The following is a 20,493-nucleotide window of genomic DNA, read 5'->3' as shown; positions in this document are numbered from 1 at the left end:
ATCGGCGCGGGGCCCGTGGGGGTCACCGCAGCGCTCCTGCTCGCCCAGCGCGGAGTGCCCAGCGTGCTCCTGGAACGCCACCGGGACATCTACCCCCTGCCGCGAGCCGTCGTCGTGGACGACGAGGTCCGCCGGATCCTGCAGAGCGTCGGCGTTCACGAGGAGTTCGCCGCCGTCGCGCGCCCGGCACCGGGCCTGCGGCTGCTGGACCCCCAACGCCGCGTGATCGCCGAGTTCCCGCGCTCCCCGCACGGCCACCACGGCTTCCCGCAGACCAGCATGTTCGACCAGCCCGAGCTGGAACGCCTGCTGCGCGCGGCCCTCGAGCGCCGCCCCGAGTGCGAACTCCGGGGCGGGGTGGAGGTCGTGTCGGTCACCCAGGACACCGGCGGATCACACGCTCCGACGGGTCCGGTCCGGGTCACCTTCCGCCGCGACGGCAGCGACGAGGACGAGCACGTGTGGGCCGACGCCGTCCTCGGCTGCGACGGCGCCGGCAGCCTCACCCGTGACGCCATCGGCGCCGCATGGGAGGACCTGCACTTCGAGGAGAGCTGGAGGGTCATCGACGTCCGCACCAGCCTTGCGGTGCGCACCTGGGAAGGCGCCGAGCAGGTCTGCTGCCCCACCCGGCCGGCCACGTTCATGCGCGTCGGCGAGGACCGCTACCGCTGGGAGTTCCGGATGGCCGAGGGCGAGCCCCTGGACGGCCCCGCAGGGCGGGAACGCCTGCGCGAGCTGGTCGCCCCCTGGGTGGACCTGCCGTCTGACGGGTGCTTGGACGATGACTTCGAGGTGATCCGGCAGGCGCAGTACACCTTCCGCGCCCGCCTCGCCGACCGCTGGCGCCGCGGACGCGTCTTCCTGCTGGGCGACGCCGCCCACCTCACCCCGCCCTTCATCGGGCAGGGGCTGTGCGCGGGCCTGCGCGACGCCCGCAACCTCACCTGGAAACTCGCCCACGTCCTCCGGCAGGGCGCAGACGAACGGCTGCTGGACACCTATGAGCAGGAGCGCAGACCGCACGCCCGACACATGATCCGTCTCGCGGTCGCCGTCGGCTGGGCCATGACCGGCGGCCAGGACCGCGGCGCGGCGCTCCGCCGGACCGTCGTGGGCGCGGCCTGCCGCGTCCCCGGCGTGACCGCGGCCGTCAGCCGTGACCTCAGCCCCGCCCTGACCGCCGGTCCACTCGTACGGCGCCGCCCCCGGCTGACCGGACGCTCCCTGCCCGGCACCTTCTGCCCCCAGCCCTGGGTACTGCGGGGCGGCAGGCACGTGCGCCTCGACGACGTCCTCGGCGACTCCTTCAGCGTCCTGACCGCCGTACCACCGACCGCGCGGATGACGGGCGTGGCCACGGCACTGGGCGCGCCCACGGTCCACGTCGGGGACCTGAGCGACGACGGCACCCTGGCCGCCTGGCTGGCCCGCGGCCGCGCCGACGCCGTCCTGCTGCGCCCCGACCGCGTCGTACTGGACACCGTCCCCACCGGTGCCGGCGGCTTCACCGACACCGCGGCCTGGGCCCCGCTGCTGCACACCACCCGCCGCCCCGCCGAAGCCCGGCCCGCCCCCTGACGAGGAGCACCGCACCATGACCACCCCTTATCCGGAGCCCTTCCTGTCTCCCGACCCGAAGGCGGCCGTCAACAGCCGCATCACGGACTTCGCCCGCCGGGCCGCCCGGCACCGGGACGCCGAAGGGCTCCAGGACCCCACCGACTACCGGGCCCTGCACCGCTGGTCGGTCACCGACCTGGAGGGATTCTGGGCGGCGGTGTGGACGTACTTCGACGTCGATGCCACCACCGCGTACGAGCGGGTGCTGGACGAGGAGATCATGCCCGGCGCCCGCTGGTTCCCCGGCGCCACGCTGAACTACGCGCACCACGCGCTGCGCGACCTGCACCCGGACGCCCCCGCGATCACCGCCCTGGACGAGACCGGAGCCGGCTACGAGATCACCGGCCGGGAGCTGCGCGCCCAGGTCGCCTCCGTCGCGGCCACCCTGCGCGACCTGGGCGTCGGACCGGGCGACCGGGTGGTCGGCTACCTGCCCAACACCCCCCACGCGATCATCGCCTTCCTCGCCGCCGCCGGCCTGGGCGCGGTGTGGTCGGTGTGCGGCCAGGACTACGCGCCCAAGGCCGCAGCCGACCGCTTCGCCCAGCTCGAACCGACCGTGCTCATCACCGCGGACGGCTACCTCTTCAACGGCACCACCCACGACCGCCGCGCCGCCTCACTCGACCTCGCCGCCGCCCCTCCCACGCTCAGGGCCACGGTCCTCGTGGATCACCTGGGCCTTGCGTGGCCCACGACCCGGGCCGCGCGGCCGACGGTTCTCTGGGGGGACGCGGCCGGCCGTGCCGAGCACCTCGCCATCACCCCGGTTCCGTTCGACCACCCGCTGTGGATCGTCTTCTCCTCCGGCACCACCGGACTGCCCAAAGGCATCGTCCACGGTCACGGAGGCGTCCTGCTCGAACACCTCAAGACCCTCGGCCTGCACTGCGACCTGAACGTCGGGGACCGCCTGCTGTGGTACACCACCACCCACTGGATGATGTGGAACCTGGCCGTCTCCACCCTGCTGACCGGCGCCACCACCTGCACCTACGACGGCAGCCCCGCGCCGGTCGCGCGCCCGGACATCCTGTGGGAACTGGCGGGCCGCCACAAGGTCACCGTCTTCGGCACCAGCCCCCAGTACCTGCTGGCCATGGCCAAGCTCGGCATCGAACCTGCCGTGCACGACCTGTCCTCGATCCGCGTCATCGGCTGCACCGGCTCCGCCCTGCCCGCCTCCACGTACCCCTGGGTCCGCGACCACGTCGGCGCCGACGTCCAGCTGGCCTCCACCAGCGGCGGCACGGACGTCGTCACCGGCTTCGCCGGCAGCGCCCCCACCACCCCGGTGTGGGCGGGTGAACTGTCGGCCCCCAACCTCGGCGTGGCGCTCGCGGCCTACGACGAGGACGGACGGCCGGTCGTCGGCCAGGTCGGCGAACTGGTCGTCACCCGCCCGTTGCCCTCCATGCCGCTGTACTTCTGGAACGACCCCGACGGCAGCCGCTACCGCGACGCCTACTTCAGCGCCTACCCGGGCGTGTGGCGGCACGGCGACTGGATCACCCTCACCCCGCACGGCTCGGTGATCGTGCACGGCCGCTCCGATGCCACCCTCAACCGCAACGGCGTACGCCTGGGCAGCGCCGACATCCACGACATCGTCGAACGCCTCCCCGAGATCACCGAGGCTCTCGTCATCGGCGCGGAGGAACCCGACGGCGGCTACTGGATGCCGCTCTTCGTCGTCCTCGCCGACGGGGTCGGTCTGGACGAGTCCCTGTGCGAGAAGATCCGCGACGCGATCCGCACCGGCGCCTCACCCCGCCACGTTCCCGACGAGATCCTCGCCGTACCGGCCGTCCCGCACACCAGGACCGGCAAGAAGCTCGAGGTCCCGGTCAAGCGCCTCCTCCAGGGCGCCCGCGCCGACCAGGTCCTCAACCCCTCCGCGGTCGACGACCCCGACCTGATCGCCTACTTCGCCGGCCTGGGCGCCGAACGCCGCCAGGCCCGCCGCCCGCGCACCCCCGAAGGCGTCTCGTGATCCCCCCGCCTCGCCGACCTGTCTCCTCGCGCTGGTCTTCACCCCCGAAACGGTTCACAGGCCGGCGAACAGCACGAGGTACCACGCGGCCAGGGCCGCGCACGCCACCGCCGGGATGAGCTTGGGCAGCCCGTCGCCCTTGCGCACGTGCGTGGTCACGGCACCGGCGAGCAGCACCAGCAGCCCGATGCCGGCCAGCTCGCCGCACAGCGGTACGACCGGGCCGAGGGCCACGCCGATGGCGCCCGCCGGCTCCAGTCCGCCGACGACCCGGTAGGCATGGCCGGCGTCCACTCGCCCTGTTAGCGGGCCCATGACGGGACTGGCAGACTGAATCCGTGGTTCCGCTGATGGTCGCGGCGGATGAGATCGCGTCCTCATCGCTTACCGGCGCCAGTGTGGTGTCAGCCTGCGCACTGTTCTTCACCGTCGCGTCGTTCTGGTGGCTCCACGCCCGACAGGGACGCCTGAAGGCGTGGGAACCTCATTCCTTCGCGGCGATCGTCCACGGTTCCACGGCACGCCTACGGCTGCCGCTCGTCCTGCACAACACCGGTCCCAAACCGATCGTCGTGCAGGACCTCATCCTGACCTTCCCCGATGAGCCGGCCTCTCATCTGCCGCTCCTGTGGGTGTCCTCGCCGTCCCGGCTCCAGCCGGGGCCGGACGAGGAGGCGAAGCTGCCCGCCGGATTCGTCGTGCTCGGCCGAGAAGCGCAACAGCTCTTCCTCGAGTTCGAGGCACCGTTCTCCGGATTCCTCCCGGAGGCCCGTGACTACAAGACCCAGATACAGGTGCGGGTCGGCCACCGCAAGGGCTGGCGCCCCTTGCTGACGTTCAGCCTGAGAGCCGCCAACATCATCGATCCAGGTCGCTACACCGTCTACAACAACGCCCCGGTCGAGCTGACGAAGGAAGACCAGAGGAGAGCGGACGCCGCGCTTCTCGAACTGCTGGAAGAGCACGGGGACGGCCTCCCTCCGGACGGCAGGAGACAGGGAGACCCTCCGAATGACGAAGGGGACGCCGACACGAGCCGCTGACCTCGCCATCCGTTGCCGTCGCCTGCCCGTGCGGTGCGGTCACCGCCCCCGCGACATCGCCGCAGGGGCGGTGAACAGCGCGCGGACGGCGGCGCGGACCTGATCGGCGACGATCTCGGGGGTGGAGGTGTCGAGCTTGCCGTCGAGGTGCAGGAACGCCAGGCCGTGGACGAGGGCCCACACCGTGGTCGACAGCGCGTCCGGATCGGCGCCGGGGAAGGCGCCGCGGACGATACCCCGGACGTACTCCGAGATGGCGGCGGTCGCGCTGACCCGTTCCTCGCTGTCCGGATCGCAGGGCTCGGCGAACATCACCCGGAACATCGCCGGGCGCTCCAGCGCGAAACGGACGTAGGCGACGGCGACCTCGGCGAGCTCATCGGGAGTCGTGGGCGCGGGATGCGCCGCGGCCAGGTGTTCGGCGAGTTCGCGGTAGCCCTCCGCGGCGACCGCGGAGACGAGCGCGTCACGGTCCGCGTAGTGGCGGTAGGGAGCCGTCGCCGACACGCCGGCCCGCCGCGCCACCGCCCGCAGGGACAGCCCGGCGCTGCCGTCCTCCTCGAGCAGTTCCCGCGCGGCGCGCAGGCAGGCGGCGCGCAGATCGCCGTGGTGATACGAGCCGCTCGCTTGCGACACAGGTCACGCTCCCTCATGTTTACGTCGCTTACATCGCTGGCCTAATGTGAACGCTGCATACATCGTAAGCGATCGAGATCGAGAGGAGAACTCGGATGACCAGCGAGCTGTTCTCGCCCTTGTCCCTGCGCTCCGGCCAGGTACTGAACAACCGGATCGCCAAGGCGGCCATGGAGGAGAACATGGCCGGTGCCGGCCAGCTCCCGGACAAGGAGCTGATCGGGCTGTACCGCCGCTGGGCGAAAGGCGGCACCGGACTGCTCATCACCGGCAACGTCATGGTCCACGCCGAGGCGCTGACCGGCCCCGCCGGCGTGGTGCTCAACGAGGCCGCGCCGCTGGAGCCCTTCATCGAGTGGGCCGAGGCCGCCAAGGCCGGCGGCGCGGCGATCTGGATGCAGATCAACCACCCCGGCCGCCAGATCGGGTCCGACATGCCCGGTGTCGTATGGGGGCCGTCCGCGGTCGCCGTCGATCTGGGCAAGCACAGCAGCCGCTTCGGCAAGCCCGTCGCCATGACCCCCGAGCAGATCCAGGCCACCGTGACCCGGTACGCGGTCACCGCCCAGCGCGCCGAACAGGCGGGCTTCGACGGTGTCGAGGTCCACGCCGCGCACGGCTACCTGCTGTCGCAGTTCCTGTCCCCCCTGGTCAACAAGCGCACCGACCAGTGGGGCGGATCGCTGGAGAACCGGGCCCGGATGCTGCTGGACGTCGTCCGCACCGTGCGCGCCGCCGTCTCCCCGTCCTTCGCGGTCGCGGTGAAGCTCAACTCCGCCGACTTCCAGCGCGGCGGCTTCGACGCCGACGACGCGCGCCAGGTGATCGAGATGCTCGCACCGCTCGGCGTCGACCTGGTCGAACTGTCCGGCGGCAGCTACGAGAGCCCGGCGATGTCGGGCCGCGCCGCCGACGCGCGCACCCAGGCCCGCGAGGCGTACTTCCTCGACCTCGCGAAGGACCTGGTCAAGACCAGTCCGCTGCCGCTGATGCTCACCGGCGGCATCACCCGCCGCGAGACCGCCGACAGGGTCCTCGACAGCGGCGTGGCGATCATCGGCATGGGCACCGCCCTCGCCGTCACCCCGGACCTGCCCGACCGCTGGCGCCACGGCCGCGAGGCCGACGCCCAGCTGCGGCCGGTCACCTGGTCCGACAAGGCCCTCGCCTCGGCCGCCGGCATGGCACAGGTCCGTCACCAGATGCGCCGCATCGCCCGCGGAAGCCGCCCCACCCCCCACACCCACCCGGCGATCGCCCTCGTCTCCGAGCGGCGCAGGCAGCGACGGGCCCTGCGTCGCTACCGCGCCTGGCTGTCCGCGTCACAGGGCGCCGCGTAAGCGTGCCACCGGAAGGGCCCCGGGTGTTCGTCGCTCATCACGACCACCTGGGGCCCTTCCGGTCTGTCGCCACATCGCCGGTCGGAGCCGGGCCGTCTCGAAGACGGGAGCGACACCCGCCTGGGGTACGACGCCCCGCACCAGCCCCCTGTACGCCGGACGGCGCGGCTCCATCGGAACCGCGCCGTCCGGCGTCCGACGTGTGCCGTTGCCGTAACCGTTGGCGTTGGCGTTGGCGTTTCAGCGGACGCCGGCCGCCTTGAGGACCTTCAGCGCGCCGGTCAGGAGGGTGGCCCAGGTTTCGGGCGAGATGCCCGACGGCGGAGTGAACCCCTGGATGCGCTGGTGGGCGACGGTCTGGGCCTCGGTGTACTTGAGGATGCCGTCGGCTCCGTGGCGACGGCCGAGTCCCGAGTCGCCCATGCCGCCCATCGGCGCGTCGATGCTTCCCCACGCGGCGGCGAAGGCCTCGTTCACGTTGACGGTGCCGGCGTGCACGCGGGCGGCGACGGCCCGGCCCCGGGCCCCGCTGCCGGACCAGACGCTGGCGTTGAGGCCGTACGGCGTGGCGTTGGCCAGGGCGATCGCCTCGTCATCGGTACGGAAGGGGTAGACCGAGACGACCGGGCCGAAGGTCTCTTGCTCGCACAGTGTCATGTCGGGGGTGACGCCGGTGAGGATGGTCGGCTCGTAGAACAGCGGGCCGAGGTCCGGTCGGGCCTTGCCGCCGGCGAGCACGGTCGCTCCCTTGGCCACGGCGTCGTCGACGTGCTCCCTGACGGTGTGGAGCTGGGCGGCGGTGGTGAGGCTGCCGACGTCGATGCTGTAGTCGTAGGCAGCGCCGACCTTGAGCCGCCTGGTGCGCTCGACGAACGCGGCGACGAACCGGTCACGGATCGACTCGGCCACGTACAACCGCTCGATGGAGACGCAGAGTTGGCCGGCCGAGGGGAAGCACGCGGCGACGGCGCCGTCGGCGGCCTTGTCGATGTCCGCGTCGTCCAGGACGATCATGGCGTTCTTGCCGCCGAGTTCGAGGGACGCGCCGATGAGGCGCCGGCCGGCATCGCTCGCGATCTTGCGTCCGCTGGCGGTGGAGCCGGTGAACATCATGTAGTCGGCGTTGTCCATGAGCGCGCCGCCGATGGAACTGCCCCGCCCGACCACCATCTGCCACACGCCCGCCGGCAGACCGGCCTCCTCCATCAGGTCCAGCGACCACAGCGCGGTGAGCGCGGTCTGGGTGTCGGGCTTCTGGACGACGGCGTTTCCGGCCATGAGGGCGGCGATGGCGTCGCTCGCGGCCATGCTCAACGGGTAGTTCCACGGCGAGATGACCGTGACGACGCCCTTGGGGTGACGCAGTTCGGTGGTGTGGGTCAGCACCGGGATCGCGCCGCGGCGCCGCTTGGGCTCCAGGTACTTGGCGGCGTTGCGCGCGTAGTACCGGGACGTGATCGCGATGTCGACCACCTCGAGGAAGGCGTCACGGCGGGTCTTGCCGTTCTCGGCCTGCATCAGGTCCAGCGCCTCGTCCTGGCGGGCCATGACGAGGTCGTGGAAGCGCAGCAGGATCTTCTTGCGCCGGCTCAGCGGGGTGGCGGCCCAGGCCTTCTGGGTGATGCGGGCCCGGGTGAACGCGCGCTCGACGTCCGCCGGTGTGGAGACCGGCAGGTCGGCCAGCGGCGCACCGGTGTACGGGGCGTTGGTGGTGACCCGCGCGGCGTCGGGCGCCGCCACCACCCGCGCGGCCAGCCGCTGGATCAGAGCCGGAGTGAGCGAGGCGGGCAGCACGGAGGTGCGGGCAGCGGTCGTGGGAGGGGTGGCGTCCGTGGGAGCGGTGGCCGAGGGTGTGGCGGCGGAAGGGGTGGCGTGGTCGGTGGTCATGACGGAGCTCCTTGCTACCGGCTGCGGACCGAGGTCGGGACCGGCATGTGCAGGGCGAGCTGGCCCTCGGTGACGACGTCGAACTGAATCGTCCGGATCGGCTTGAGGGAACGCAGGTCGTCGGCCATGCGGCCCTCTCCCACCTGGAGCGCGAGATGGCGCGGAACCAGCTCGGTACCGGCCGACAGCACGTTGGTCTGGCTCAGCGTCGAGTGCCAGGCATCACCGATCGACGTGTACGAGGTGAGGGTCGAGACACGCCGGCCGCTCGGGTAGGTGGTCTGGGCGGGCGTCGCCGCGAGCAGCGACAGGTCGGTTCCGCCGGCGTCGTTGGCCACGCGTGCGGTCGTCCGATCGGCGTCGATGTCGACATCAAGCGTGGTGACCCACTTGGGGAAGCCGTAGCCGTCGTGGCCGCGCACCTGGGCGATGTCCGTGCTCACCGGCAGGGACAGCACGTAGGAATCGAGGTGCTCGTTCTTCAGGGCGGCGACGAGGTCGAAGAAGCCGAGCTTGCCGTGCCGGGCCGGCTTCACGGCGATCCCGACGGCGGCCTCGGTGTAGAAGTCGATGTCGCACACGTCGTAGCGGAAGAACATCACGGATATCAGCCCGAGACCCGGCGCGACCTCCAGCGGGGCCAGCTCCCCGGGCAGCCGGGAACGGATCGCACGGGAGCGGGCGAGCATCGTGATCCGGGCGGTCGAGACGCGGTAGTAGAAGTTCGGGGTGAGCGTGGTGCCGATCGGCGAGTCGACCTTCGTCTTGGGCAGCCGGCGGAAGAAGTCCACGCCGCTGACTCGGGGATCGCGGGCGACTTCGTCCAGATCGGTGTCCATCCGGTAGCGGTCGTACAGGCCCCCCTTGGGGACGGCGACCGTACGGCCACCGAGGTCGACCTCGACTGTTTCCTGCTGGGACAAGGGCATCGGCACTGCTCCCCGGCTCGCATGTTGACGGTGATTACATGAGAGTAGGCCCGAATGTAAGCACCGTCAACAATCGTCGGGTGCACGTGGTGCTCCACTCCGGCAAGCCGCCGGCACTCCTGTGCCACGCGCCCGGATGGACAGAAGTGAAGGGCTGGTCCACTCTTCACTTCCATGACCGCCCCTCATCGTGAGGCTGCCACGCGAGCGCGGCTGCCTGAAGCCATTCGTGTCGTAGCCGAGGAGATAGCCGGATTGCTCCGGTCGTGTACAGATGCCACGGTGCCCATTCCTGGTGCCGAGTGGACGGTTGGCGAGTCCGCGGCGCATCTGGTCCTGGCCAACGAGTTGATGGCTGCCCTTGCCGCAGGGCACGAGCAGGTATACGGCGACGGCACACCAGGGGGACTTGCCGCTGCCAACGCCGCCTCGCTGGTTTCCTTCCCCGAACGCGACACCTCCGTCCTGGCGGACGGCATCGTCCGGCATGCGCGGGCGTTCACCGAGGCGGCCGGCCTGCGGTCGGCGGACACACCGACGGTGACACCGCTGGGGCCCATGGACTTGGGAACCCTTGGCTCCTACCTGCTGACCCACATGCTCGGGCACGGCTATGACATCGCAGCGGCACTCGGCCGGCCACACATGATCGACCGTGACAGGGTCGATTTGGCGATGCCGTTTCTGATCACTGCGATGCCCCGTGTCGTCGATGTACGAGCGGCTGACGGGCACAGTGCCTGTTACGAGCTGAGGGTGCGCGGCCTCTCTCGGCTCACAGTGACGTTCACCAACGGCACGGTGGGCGTGCACGCCGATCCCCCGCGCCGTCCCGACTGCACGATCATGATCGAACCGATCACGTTCTTCCTGCTCGCACTGGGCAGGCGCAGTGCCACCGGTGCCATCGCCCGCGGCAAGGTCCTCGCCTGGGGGCGCAAGCCCTGGCTCGCGCCAGGTTTCCCCGCGTTGTTCACCGCACCATGACGGAACGCTCGCCTGGTCCCGCCCAGAACGCACATTGAGCTTCCTCGAGACGCGAAGAGCGATGCGGGCGTCGCGCGTTCAGCCGGGTCGACGTGAGGTCCGCCGGCCCGACGCACACTCGACGGGGCCGACCCCGTCGAGTGTGCGTCGGGTCGTACCGAGCGCTCGGATCCGCAGGCAAGGGATCATCCTGCGCCGCTCTCCGGGTACCGTCAGGGTATGAGTCATCCACACCCCGAACTAAAAGCCGCCCCTCCCCTTCCCGAAGGTGGGCTGCGGGTCATCGCCCTGGGCGGCCTGGGTGAGATCGGCCGCAACATGACCGTCTTCGAGCACGCGGGCAAGCTCCTGATCGTCGACTGCGGCGTGCTGTTCCCCGAGGAGACCCAGCCCGGCGTGGACGTGATCCTGCCGGACTTCACCTCGATCCGGGACCGGCTGGACGACGTCGTGGCCGTGGTGCTCACCCACGGCCACGAGGACCACATCGGCGGCGTGCCGTACCTGCTGCGCGAGCGGAGGGACATCCCGGTCGTCGGCTCCAAGCTGACGCTGGCGTTCCTGGAGGCCAAGCTCAAGGAACACGGCATCCGGCCGCGCACGGTGCGGGTACGCGAGGGCGACCGGCGCGGCTTCGGGCCCTTCGACTGCGAGTTCGTGGCGGTCAACCACTCCATCCCCGACAGCCTCGCGGTCGCGATCCGCACCCGGGCCGGGCTGGTGCTGCACACCGGCGACTTCAAGATGGACCAGTTCCCCCTCGACGACCGGATCACCGATCTGCGCGCTTTCGCCCGCCTGGGCGAGGAGGGCGTGGACCTGTTCCTCACCGACTCCACCAACGCCGAAGTACCCGGCTTCACCACCTCCGAGCGGGAGCTGAACCCGGCGATCGAGCAGGTGATGCGCACCGCGCCGCGCCGGGTCATCGTCTCCAGCTTCGCCAGTCACGTGCACCGCATCCAGCAGGTCCTGGACGCCGCCCACCAGCACGGCCGCAAGGTCGCCTTCGTCGGGCGGTCGATGGTCCGCAACATGGGAATCGCCCGTGACCTGGGGTATCTGAAGGTCCCCTCCGGTCTGGTCGTGAGCACGAAGGAGCTGGAGAAGCTCCCGGACCACAAGGTCACTCTGGTGTGCACCGGCTCCCAGGGCGAACCGATGGCCGCGCTGTCCCGGATGGCCAACCGCGACCACATGATCCGCATCGGCAAGGGCGACACCGTCCTGCTCGCCAGCTCCCTCATCCCCGGCAACGAGAACGCCATCTACCGGGTGATCAACGGGCTCACCCGGTGGGGCGCCCACGTGGTCCACAAGGGCAACGCCAAGGTGCACGTCTCCGGGCACGCCAGCGCCGGCGAACTCGTCTACTGCTACAACATCGTCAAACCCCGCAACGTCATGCCCGTGCACGGCGAATGGCGCCACCTGCGGGCCAACGGCGACCTCGCCATCCGTACCGGTGTCGACCCCGACCGGGTCGTCATCGCCGAGGACGGCGTCGTCGTCGACCTCGTCGACGGTCGCGCGTCCATCACCGGCAAGGTCCCCGCCGGCAACGTCTACGTGGACGGCATGGAAGTCGGCGGCGCCACCGAAGCGTCCCTCAAGGACCGCCTCACCCTCGCCTCCGAAGGCGTGCTCACGGTGGTGGCGATCGTCGACGCGGACACCGGCGCCCTCGCCGAGGCCCCCGACTTCCTGGCCCGCGGCTTCGTGCACGACGACACCACCTTCGAGCCGGTCATCCCCGTCATCGAGAAGACCCTGGCCACAGCGGCCGAGGAAGGCGTCGGGGACGCGCGCCAACTCGAACAGCTCCTCGCCCGCGCCGTGGCGAACTGGGCGTTCCGCGCCCACCGCCGCAAGCCCCTCATCATCCCCGTCATCATCGACGCCTGAGTCACGGCCCGGCGGCGCAGCGTGCCCTCAGGTGTCGAGGCCGAGTTCGGCCCAGACCGTCTTGCCCGGCTGACGAGGGGTGACGCCCCAGCGTCGGGCGAGTCGGTCGAGGAGCTGCATGCCGAAACCGCCGGGCTCGGTGTCCGCGGTGGCGCGATGGCGGGGCCAGCGGTCGCTGGAATCGCTGACGGCTATGCGCAGCCACCGCCCGTTCCAGGTGAGCTGGATCAGCGGCGGGCCGGAGCCGTGGCGGATGGCATTGGTGATCAGTTCCGAGGCGAGGAGTTCGGCGGTCTGGATCATCCGGTGCCGGCGCAGCGGGCCGCCGAAACCGTCCACGCAGGCGCGGACCCAGTGCCGGGCGGCTGTGATGCTCGCCGTGACTGCGGGGAAGCGCGTCTCGCAGGATGAGATGGTCGAGTCGCCGTTCACGAGATTCCTCCAGCGCGGGTGGCTCCGGGCCGTCGCCGACCGGTGCTCTGCGCAGCCGGTGGGGGCCTTGTGTCGGGTTGCCCGTGCGAGCCCGGTGAACCATCCCAGAGGCGACCTGCCCTCGGTGGGCGGCGGCTGGCACGACGTCTACGACGTGGCCGACCTGGACGCCGATCAGGTCCGCCTGAGCGTCCGCGACCGGCGCTCGGGAAGGTCGGTGTCGGCCGGCTGACCGGGGTGTCCGGCCGGCGGCGGCGCAGGGCCGGGGTGCGTCTGACGCAAAGAGAGCCGGACCTCGCCGTTGCCGCACGGCATAGCCGGTGCGGCATCGGGAAACCCGGGTCTCGCACTGCTTGCCGGACCGACGGAGGGAGCTCGACATGAACCGGATCGAGGAGGGTTCATCCGGTCTTCCCCAGCCGTTGCGGGCCATCGGCTCCGGGCTGCGCCGCTTGCCCGGAGCGGATCAGGTGAACAAGGTCGCCGACAGCGCACTGGACTGGATCGGAGTCGTCTCTCCACGCGGGCGCCGGGTGGCGGTCTACACCGGAGCCGGGGTGCTCGGCCTCGCCGGAGTGGTGGAGTGGCCCGTGGCCCTCACCGGGGCGGCCGTCGCCTGGCTGACCCAGCCACGCCCCCGGCAAGGCGAGCGCCCGCCGAGGGAGCTGACACAGGACGGCATGCCGTCCGCCGTGACCGGCACCGGCACCACGCCCAGGGAGACCACCGACCCGGAGGCCTACGGTCCCGGTGACAGGCTGGCACCCTCCCATTTCCACCAGGACCGCACCGCGGATCACCCGCACGAGCAACCGGCCAAGGTCGGCGACCCCACCACGGCGTCCGCGCTCAAGCAGGTCGCGAGGGCCTCCTCGCACCACCCCGCACCACACCGGTCCCAGGACGCTCCCGAGAGCCTGCCTGACACAGGGGTGTGAGCCTGGAACTGCCGTGGGACGGTTCCCATCGGCGGCGGGAGGGGCGCCGGTGCCGTGCGTACGCGTCGTTCCTAGGAGATGCGGAACTCGAATTCGGGACGGTCCCACGGCACGGCGGGCGGGTTCGCGAGCGCGGTCCCGGTCCGCACCGCGCCGGCGCGGTGGTAGAAGTCCTCGGCGGGAAGGTGCGACACGACCTTGACACGGTCGAGCCCGGCGGCACGGGCCTCGGACCGCATGTGCGCGACCAGCAGTCGTCCGATCCCCCGTCCTTGCGCTTCATCGGCGACGAACAGCAGGTCGAGTTCCGGTGGGGCGAGGACGAGCGAGTAGAACCCGAGGACCCGGCCCGCGTGCTCGTCGGCGCCGACGGCCACGAAGGCGCGGTGGGCCTCGATGTAGTCGGGACCCACCCGGTAGCCCGCGACCGCGGCCGCGTACTGACCCCGGTAGGCGCCTGAGCCACGCACGAGCCGCGTGAGCCGCTTGGCATCCCGCGCGACGGCCCTCCGTATGGTGACCGGCGGACCGGCGGGGGATGTGCGTGAGGTCATCGGGGGAGTATCCCGCACCGCGGGGTGCCTTCGTGCGGCGGGGTCGGGCCGGCGTGGGCCATGGCAACGACCGGACCGACCGGCAGCTCACCGAGGTGCTGGTGGAGCTGTGCGAGGCGGATCCGGCGCTGGTGCGCATCGTCCGCGGGGGCCTGGCGGGCCGGCTTGCCGTCCGCCGGCGGGTTCGTTCCGGACTTCGTCCTGGGGGACGCCCGGCACCGTCGGCGGGCGGCAAGCCGGGGCGGCCAGGGGCCCCTCGTCCGGATCATGCCGGGCTGATCCGGACGAAAGACCCTAGGACGCCGGGTCGTCGACCTTGAGCCTGGCTCCGGTGTCGGCGACGAAGACGACCAGGAGCCGGGCCCGCCGGGTCTGGCTGGCGTTCTCCGTCAGCACATGGTGGGCGCCCGGCTCCTCGACCCAGTTCTCGCCCTGGTGGTAGGTGTGCACGGGCTTGTCTCCGAGTCTGCTGCGCACGGTGCCTTCGAGGACGTACGCGTAGACGAACGCCTGGCCGTGCCGGTGCGGCATCGCGCGCGCGTTGGGCGGGAAGTCGACGATCGCCGAGGTGAACGTCTTGCCCTTCACGTTCGGAAGTGCCTGCTGGAGCAGCGGTTCCAGGGTTTCGGCGGGGCGTGTCGACGCCATGGCCGCGGGGGATGCCGCGGCCGGGGTCGGCCGGACGGCGTGGACGGCCTGGCCGCTGGTCGAGCAGGCCGTGGCCGCGGCCAGTGTGGCGGCGACCAGCAGACCGCCGGCGATCCGCATGCCGATCATGATCGGTCTCCTGTTCGGTCGTCCGTGACGCGGATGATCGTCCTGCCCGGGCTGTGCGTGCCGGGGGCGAACGCGGAGGGTGCCTCGGCGAGCGGCCGGACGGCACCGACGAGCGGCTTGAGCCGGCCGTCCCTGAGCCGCGCGGCGAGGTCGCTGAGCCGGGCGCGGTCGGGTTCGACGACGAAGAAGACCGCCCGCCCGTCCTTGGGCCGGGTCGTGGGCGGCGCGGTGATGGTGACCAGCGTGCCGCCGGGGCGGACCAGGGCGGCCGAACGGTCGAGGATGTCGCCGCCGATCACGTCGAACACGACGTCGGCCTCGCCGGCCTCCTCCAGCTTCCCGGTCTCCAGGTCGACGAAGGTGTCGACACCCAGCGCGAGCGCTCTTTCCCGGGCGGATGACCGGCCGGTTCCGATGACGCGGGCGCCGGCCTCGCGGGCGAGCTGTACCGCGATCGAGCCGACGCCGCCCGCGGCGCCGTGGATCAGGACGGTCTGGCCCGTGGTGAGCCGGCCGTGGTCGAACAGGCCCTGCCAGGCGGTGAGCCCGGAGATCGGCAGTGCGGCGGCCAGAGTGTGGTCGATGCCGGCGGGCAGGGGGGCGAGGTTGCGGGCCTCCACGGCGGTGTACTCGGCGAGGGTGCCGTCGCGGGTCCAGTCGGCCAGGCCGAACACCCGCTGGCCGACGCTCAGGCCGGTGGTGCCGTACCCCAGCTCCACGACGACGCCCGAGAGCTCGTGCCCGGGCACGCTCGGCGTCCGGTCGCGGCCGGCGCGATCGGTCCACGTGGCGGGCCAGTCCAGCTCTCCGGGGGTGAAGCCGGCGGCGTGCACCCGCACGACGACGTCGTTCTCGGCCGCGTGCGGGTAGGGCAGGTCCGTCAGGGACATCCCGCCGACACCGGCGTCACGGTCCCGAACTGTGATGGCTTGCATACAGGTCCTTACGGGGTGGGGCGGCGACCCACGCGCGGCCCGTTCGGCTCGTGCGTTCCTGCGTCGCCCGTCGTGCGTTTCTCATCAGGGAGACGAGACGGCCCTTCCGGGTGTGACGGCCCGGAGGCGTTCGAGTTTGTCCGGGTTGATGACCCTGTGGTAAGCGGTGATCAGACCGTCGGCGATCTGGACCGTGTCGACGGAGTAGACCCGGCCCTCCCGGTGGAACACGAGGGCCGGTTCGCCACCGACCTCGGCGAAGTCGATGTGGTCCGGATGCCACCGGCGCCCGGTGCGCACCATGACCTGGGCGACGCGCTCGCCGCCGTGTATGGGCTTGCGTGCCGCCGAGACCTTGCCGCCGCCGTCGGTGACGTAGACGGCGTCCGGGTGGAGGAGCCTGACCAGGCCGGCCAGGTCCCCGGCCTCGTAGGCGGCGCGGAACGCCGTGAGGACGCGCCGGCGTTCGGTCTTCGTCGCCCGCGGCGTGGACTGCCTCGCCCCGGCCACCCGCCGCCGTGCCCGCGAGGCGAGCTGCCGGGCACCCGGCACGGACACGTCCAGTACGTCGGCGATCCGGCCGAACTCCAGGCCGAAGACGTCGTGCAGGACGAGGGCCACCCGCTCGGGCGGGCGCAGCTCCTCCATGATCAGGAGCATCGCCGCGCTGACGGACTCGTCGACGAGCACCGGCTGCGACGCGTCGGCCCCGGTCAGCAGCGGCTCCGGCAGCCACGGTCCGACATAGGTCTCCCGGCGGAAGCGGGCGCTCTTGAGGACGTCGTACGACCGTCGCGCGGCCACCGTCACCAGCCAGGCCCGCAGATCACCGATGTCCCGCAGATCCGCGCCGGCCGCCCGCAGCCACACGTCCTGGGTCACGTCCTCGGCGTCGGCGACACTCCCGAGCAGCCTGTAGGCCACGCCGAAGACGGCGGGCCGGTGCCGCTCCCACTCGGCCGCGAGCCGGTCCTCCTGCCCGGGACACTGCTCCCTGTCGCGGAACGGCGTCATGGTGTGGGTGGTTTCGGCGACCGCAGTCGCTCCGGGGATCCCGCCCCCGCGATGATCTCGCTCATGGCCTGTGAACCTTCCGATGTCGCCGCCCTGCGCACGGACGCCGCGTCCGCCTTCCACAGTGCCTGCCCCCGCGCGCCCGACGCCGCCTCTCTCCGGCCATGAGCCACCCGCATCCGGACAGGCGGGCCGGTCAGCCCCGGACGAACTCCAGGAGGTCGGCGTTGAACCGCTCCGCGAACTCGGGAACCATCGACAAGCCGTGCGGAGCACCCGAGTACACCTTGAGGGTCGCGTCCTCGACGATCCGCGAGGACTTCTCGGCGGACGCCACGATGGGGACGATCTGGTCGTCGTCGCCGTGGATGATCAGCGTGGGCACGTCGAACTTCTTCAGGTCCTCGGTGAGGTCGGTCTCGGAGAAGGCCTTGACGCAGTCGTGGGCGCCCTTGATGCCCACGGTCATGCTCCAGAGCCAGAACGCGTCGCGGGTTCCCTGCGAGACGGTCGATCCCTCGCGGTTGGCGCCGTAGAAGGGGGCGCTGAGGTCCTCGTAGTACTGGGAGCGGTCCGTCAGCACGCCGTTGCGGATCTCGTCGAAGACCTCGACCGGCAGCCCCTCGGGGTTCGCCTCCGTCTTGAGCATCAGCGGGGGGATCGCCCCGAGCAGGACCGCCTTGGCGACACGGTCCGTTCCGTGCCGGCCGATGTAGCGCGTGACCTCGCCCCCTCCGGTCGAGTGACCGACCAGGACGATGTCGCGGAGGTCGAGGGTCTCGATGACCGCGGCCAGGTCGTCGGCGTACGTGTCGAGGTCGTTCCCCTGCCAGGGCTGGCCGGAGCGTCCGCCCCCGCGCCGGTCGTGGGCCACGGCCCGGAAGCCGTTGTCCGCCATCAGTTTCAGCTGCGGGTCCCACGCGTCCGCGATCAGCGGCCAGCCGTGGGAGAAGACCACCGGTGGGCCCGACCCCCAGTCCTTGAAATAGATCTGTGTGCCGTCCTTGGCGGTGGCGAAGGCCATGATCGCCCCTCCAGCCTTGTCCGGGTTGGCGTTTGCTGAAGATTCGGTGCCCGAGCCGCAGGGGCCGTGTCGCGCCGCGGGGGGACGACGGACGGGTCCGCACCGAAGGCGGCCGATGAGCACGTCGTGGCTCCACGCTACCCGGGAGCCCCCGCTTCAGCGCGCCGGGCGGTCCGCGGCGGCCCGGCGCCCGGAACGCCGCCGCTCCCCGCTGCCATGGCAGGGAGCGGCGCGGGCGCGGCATAGTTGCAGTATGTCCTCGGATCGCGCCGCGAGCTGCCCGGCCGGGGAGCGGGCTGTGGAACCGGGTGACGTCCTGGCAGTGCTCGGTGCCGGCATGACGGTGTCCGTGTGGACCCGGGCCGCCGAACGCCTCTGGGGCTATGCGGCCGGCCAGGTGCTGCACGGCCCCGCCGAGAGGCTGTTGGTGCCGAGCGCCCCGGACAGCTCCCGTGTCTTCGCCGGCGGTCCCTGGTCGGGGCGGGTGCGGATCCGCCGCCGCGACGGCCGTGAGGCGACCGCGTACCTGCGGATCACTCCTCTCGACGCCGACGGCCGCGCGGGCTGGCTCGTGTGGGGGCCGAGCGCGTACGACCGGCCGGGGCTGGATCCGGCGGCGCTGGACGCGCTCGTCCACCGCTCGCCGGTCAGTCTGGCCATCTGGGACCGGGAGGCGCGCTGCGTGTGGTTCAACGACAGCGTGCACCACCGGGACCTCTACGGCTCCGGACCGGAGCTGGGCGGTCATGTCACCGACGTGGTCCGCGCTCGTCACCCGGAGTTCCTGGAACGAGCCATGGCGCGCGTCCTCCGCACCGGCGAACCGCTCCTCGGGCACGAACTGTGGGCGGCCGGGTCCCGGCCTCCCGGCGGTCGCTACCGTGTCGACCTGGTCCGTCTCGACGGGTCCGAGGGACGGCCGCTGGGCGTCTGTTCCGTGGCGGTCCGGGCCGGCATCGGGCAGCAGGGCGGGCCACTGTGTCTGCTCAACGCGGCGAAGAGCCGCATCGGCACGGATCTGGACCCGTTGGTCACCAGTCAGAGTCTGGCGGAGACAGCGGTACCCGACCTCGCCGACTACGTCACCATCGACCTCGTCCAGCCCGTGCCGCTGGACAAGGAGCCCCTGAGGCGCCTCAAGCCCACCGGTTCGGGCATCCCCGGCTTCTACCGCGCGGCCGCCGCCTCCATCCACGACGATCTCCGCGAGTCCCTCTGGGCACGCGGGACACCGGTCTACGTCCCGCCGTCGTCCCCGTTCACCACCGTGCTGAACCATCGCAGGTCCTATTTCGAGCCTGTTCTCGACACCTCCCCCGGCACATGGCTCGACGACGACCCGGACCGGGCCCGGGTCATCCGCCGGACCGGGATGCACTCCCTCATGATCGTCCCGTTGCAGGCCCACGGCACGGTGCTCGGCATCGCCGTCTTCGTGCGCAGCGAGAACCCGGTCCCGTTCAGCGCGGCGGACCTCGCCCTCGCGGAGGAGCTCGCGGCCCGCGCCGCACTGGTCATCGACAACGCCCTGCGCTTCACGCGGGGGCGAACGGCGGCGCTCGCCATACAACGCGACCTGATGCCGCACCACTTGTCGGGGGGCAGCACGGTCGAGGTGGCCACCCGCTACCTGCCCGCGGACACCCACGGCGGGGTCGGCGGCGACTGGTTCGACGTCATCCGGCTGTCCGACGCCCGCGTGGCCCTGGTGGTGGGGGACGTCGTCGGCCACGGCATCCACGCGGCCGTGACCATGGGGCGCCTGCGCGCCACGACCCGTGCGCTGAGCAAGCTGGCACTGCCGCCGGACGAGTTGCTCCGTCTCATGGACGAACTCGCCCTCGATGCCGCCCGGGAGCGCTCCGACGACGGCCGCTCGATGCCGTGGGCCTTCGGAGCCACCTGCTTCTACGGCGTGTACGACCCGGCCACCCAGCGGTGCACCATGTCCAGTGCCGGCCATCCCCCGCCCGCGATCATCTCCCCCGACGGATCGGTCGACTTCGCGGAGGTGCCCCCGGGCGCGCCCATCGGGGTGGGGCTGGGCTCCTACGAGGCGATCGAGGTGGAGCTGCCGGAAAGGAGCGTGGTCGGGCTGTACAGCGACGGCCTGATCGAGACGGACCGCGACGTGGACCGCGGGCTGGAACGGCTGCGCACCGCTCTCGCCGGGCCCGTCTCCGGTCTCGACGAACTGTGCGCGTGGGTCATCGACAGCCTGGTCCCCGACGGACCGGTGGACGACGACATCACCCTCCTGCTGGCCCGCACCCGCCCCGCCGCCGGCCGGCAAGGGCCGGCGGGAGCCTGAGGAACGCCGCCCGCCCGGAGCGTCTCAGCGGCCCGGTGCCGTCCCGCCCGGGTGGCCGGGGCCGGGCGGTTCCCCGCCGCGCTCGATGACCGCCTTCCCCGACGACGAGGGCTGCGAGGGCGCCGCTTCCCGACCGGTGAGCGCATCGTCCCTTTCGCCATA

Annotated in this window: 19 protein-coding genes; 9 read left to right on the top strand and 10 right to left on the bottom strand. The window is 71.7% G+C overall.

The genetic code is table 11. The features are described 5' to 3' along the window. Positions 1 to 15 precede the first annotated feature (15 nt). Both AB0946_RS29780 and AB0946_RS29775 read left to right on the top strand, forming a co-directional pair. Complete coding sequence (locus AB0946_RS29780) at positions 16 to 1,581, top strand: bifunctional 3-(3-hydroxy-phenyl)propionate/3-hydroxycinnamic acid hydroxylase (RefSeq protein ID WP_366763757.1); 1,566 nt, start codon at positions 16 to 18, stop codon at positions 1,579 to 1,581. A gap of 16 nt (positions 1,582 to 1,597) precedes the next feature. Continuing rightward, the gene (locus tag AB0946_RS29775; RefSeq protein WP_366763756.1) at positions 1,598 to 3,619 is read left to right on the top strand and encodes an acetoacetate--CoA ligase; all 2,022 of its coding nucleotides are present in this window, start codon (positions 1,598 to 1,600) and stop codon (positions 3,617 to 3,619) included. 54 nt (positions 3,620 to 3,673) lie between these two features. Here AB0946_RS29775 and AB0946_RS29770 read toward each other — a convergent pair whose 3' ends face one another. Next, complete coding sequence (locus tag AB0946_RS29770; RefSeq protein ID WP_366763755.1) at positions 3,674 to 3,913, bottom strand: DoxX family protein; 240 nt, start codon at positions 3,911 to 3,913, stop codon at positions 3,674 to 3,676. Between the two features lie 44 nt (positions 3,914 to 3,957). Between AB0946_RS29770 and AB0946_RS29765 the strand changes: the two genes are divergently transcribed. Next, the gene (locus AB0946_RS29765; protein ID WP_366763754.1) at positions 3,958 to 4,662 is read left to right on the top strand and encodes a hypothetical protein; all 705 of its coding nucleotides are present in this window, start codon (positions 3,958 to 3,960) and stop codon (positions 4,660 to 4,662) included. A 39-nt stretch (positions 4,663 to 4,701) separates the two neighbouring features. On the opposite strand, the gene AB0946_RS29760 is transcribed toward AB0946_RS29765, so the two are convergent. Further along, positions 4,702 to 5,298 carry a TetR/AcrR family transcriptional regulator gene (locus AB0946_RS29760; RefSeq protein WP_366763753.1) on the bottom strand — a complete coding sequence of 199 codons (597 nt, stop codon included), beginning with the start codon at positions 5,296 to 5,298 and terminating at the stop codon, positions 4,702 to 4,704. Positions 5,299 to 5,393: 95 nt separating this feature from the next. On the opposite strand from AB0946_RS29760, the gene AB0946_RS29755 reads away from it, so the two are divergent. Beyond that, complete coding sequence (locus tag AB0946_RS29755; protein WP_366763752.1) at positions 5,394 to 6,638, top strand: NADH:flavin oxidoreductase/NADH oxidase family protein; 1,245 nt, start codon at positions 5,394 to 5,396, stop codon at positions 6,636 to 6,638. Between the two features lie 240 nt (positions 6,639 to 6,878). Here the strand turns inward: AB0946_RS29755 and AB0946_RS29750 are convergent, their stop codons facing one another. Together AB0946_RS29750 and AB0946_RS29745 are read right to left on the bottom strand one after the other, a co-directional pair. Beyond that, positions 6,879 to 8,525, bottom strand: coding sequence for a succinic semialdehyde dehydrogenase (locus AB0946_RS29750; RefSeq protein WP_366763751.1), 1,647 nt, complete (start codon positions 8,523 to 8,525; stop codon positions 6,879 to 6,881). Between the two features lie 14 nt (positions 8,526 to 8,539). Then, the gene (locus tag AB0946_RS29745) at positions 8,540 to 9,454 is read right to left on the bottom strand and encodes an acetoacetate decarboxylase family protein (protein WP_366763750.1); all 915 of its coding nucleotides are present in this window, start codon (positions 9,452 to 9,454) and stop codon (positions 8,540 to 8,542) included. A 174-nt stretch (positions 9,455 to 9,628) separates the two neighbouring features. Between AB0946_RS29745 and AB0946_RS29740 the strand changes: the two genes are divergently transcribed. Both AB0946_RS29740 and AB0946_RS29735 read left to right on the top strand, forming a co-directional pair. Next, positions 9,629 to 10,441: a maleylpyruvate isomerase family mycothiol-dependent enzyme gene (locus tag AB0946_RS29740; protein WP_366763749.1), complete on the top strand. Its 813-nt coding sequence runs from the start codon at positions 9,629 to 9,631 to the stop codon at positions 10,439 to 10,441. A gap of 219 nt (positions 10,442 to 10,660) precedes the next feature. Then, positions 10,661 to 12,346, top strand: coding sequence for a ribonuclease J (locus AB0946_RS29735; RefSeq protein ID WP_366763748.1), 1,686 nt, complete (start codon positions 10,661 to 10,663; stop codon positions 12,344 to 12,346). A gap of 27 nt (positions 12,347 to 12,373) precedes the next feature. Here AB0946_RS29735 and AB0946_RS29730 read toward each other — a convergent pair whose 3' ends face one another. Next, positions 12,374 to 12,778 carry an ATP-binding protein gene (locus AB0946_RS29730; protein WP_366763747.1) on the bottom strand — a complete coding sequence of 135 codons (405 nt, stop codon included), beginning with the start codon at positions 12,776 to 12,778 and terminating at the stop codon, positions 12,374 to 12,376. A gap of 94 nt (positions 12,779 to 12,872) precedes the next feature. Between AB0946_RS29730 and AB0946_RS29725 the strand changes: the two genes are divergently transcribed. Both AB0946_RS29725 and AB0946_RS29720 read left to right on the top strand, forming a co-directional pair. Then, the gene (locus AB0946_RS29725) at positions 12,873 to 13,010 is read left to right on the top strand and encodes a hypothetical protein (protein WP_366763746.1); all 138 of its coding nucleotides are present in this window, start codon (positions 12,873 to 12,875) and stop codon (positions 13,008 to 13,010) included. A gap of 148 nt (positions 13,011 to 13,158) precedes the next feature. Further along, positions 13,159 to 13,716 (top strand): hypothetical protein, encoded by a 558-nt coding sequence (locus AB0946_RS29720; protein WP_366763745.1) that lies wholly within the window; start codon positions 13,159 to 13,161, stop codon positions 13,714 to 13,716. 71 nt (positions 13,717 to 13,787) lie between these two features. Here the strand turns inward: AB0946_RS29720 and AB0946_RS29715 are convergent, their stop codons facing one another. The 5 genes from AB0946_RS29715 to AB0946_RS29695 all read right to left on the bottom strand — a co-directional run bounded on the left by AB0946_RS29715 (position 13,788) and on the right by AB0946_RS29695 (position 18,020). Continuing rightward, positions 13,788 to 14,270 (bottom strand): GNAT family N-acetyltransferase, encoded by a 483-nt coding sequence (locus AB0946_RS29715; protein ID WP_366763744.1) that lies wholly within the window; start codon positions 14,268 to 14,270, stop codon positions 13,788 to 13,790. A 294-nt stretch (positions 14,271 to 14,564) separates the two neighbouring features. After that, positions 14,565 to 15,047 (bottom strand): cupin domain-containing protein, encoded by a 483-nt coding sequence (locus AB0946_RS29710; protein ID WP_366763743.1) that lies wholly within the window; start codon positions 15,045 to 15,047, stop codon positions 14,565 to 14,567. After that, complete coding sequence (locus AB0946_RS29705) at positions 15,044 to 15,982, bottom strand: NADP-dependent oxidoreductase (protein WP_366763742.1); 939 nt, start codon at positions 15,980 to 15,982, stop codon at positions 15,044 to 15,046. The genes AB0946_RS29710 and AB0946_RS29705 overlap by 4 nt, the downstream gene beginning before the upstream one ends. A gap of 84 nt (positions 15,983 to 16,066) precedes the next feature. Further along, complete coding sequence (gene sigJ / locus AB0946_RS29700) at positions 16,067 to 16,996, bottom strand: RNA polymerase sigma factor SigJ (protein ID WP_366763741.1); 930 nt, start codon at positions 16,994 to 16,996, stop codon at positions 16,067 to 16,069. Between the two features lie 196 nt (positions 16,997 to 17,192). Continuing rightward, positions 17,193 to 18,020 carry an alpha/beta hydrolase gene (locus AB0946_RS29695; protein WP_366763740.1) on the bottom strand — a complete coding sequence of 276 codons (828 nt, stop codon included), beginning with the start codon at positions 18,018 to 18,020 and terminating at the stop codon, positions 17,193 to 17,195. Between the two features lie 253 nt (positions 18,021 to 18,273). Between AB0946_RS29695 and AB0946_RS29690 the strand changes: the two genes are divergently transcribed. After that, positions 18,274 to 20,331 (top strand): SpoIIE family protein phosphatase, encoded by a 2,058-nt coding sequence (locus tag AB0946_RS29690; protein ID WP_366763739.1) that lies wholly within the window; start codon positions 18,274 to 18,276, stop codon positions 20,329 to 20,331. Positions 20,332 to 20,493: the final 162 nt, after the last annotated feature.

The organism is Streptomyces sp. NPDC046870 (genome assembly GCF_040704595.1).
In the GTDB taxonomy this organism is placed as follows: Bacteria; Actinomycetota; Actinomycetes; order Streptomycetales; family Streptomycetaceae; genus Streptomyces; species Streptomyces argyrophylli.
Note: the sequence above shows the minus strand (reverse complement) of the source record. Positions and strands in the feature narration are given on the sequence as shown.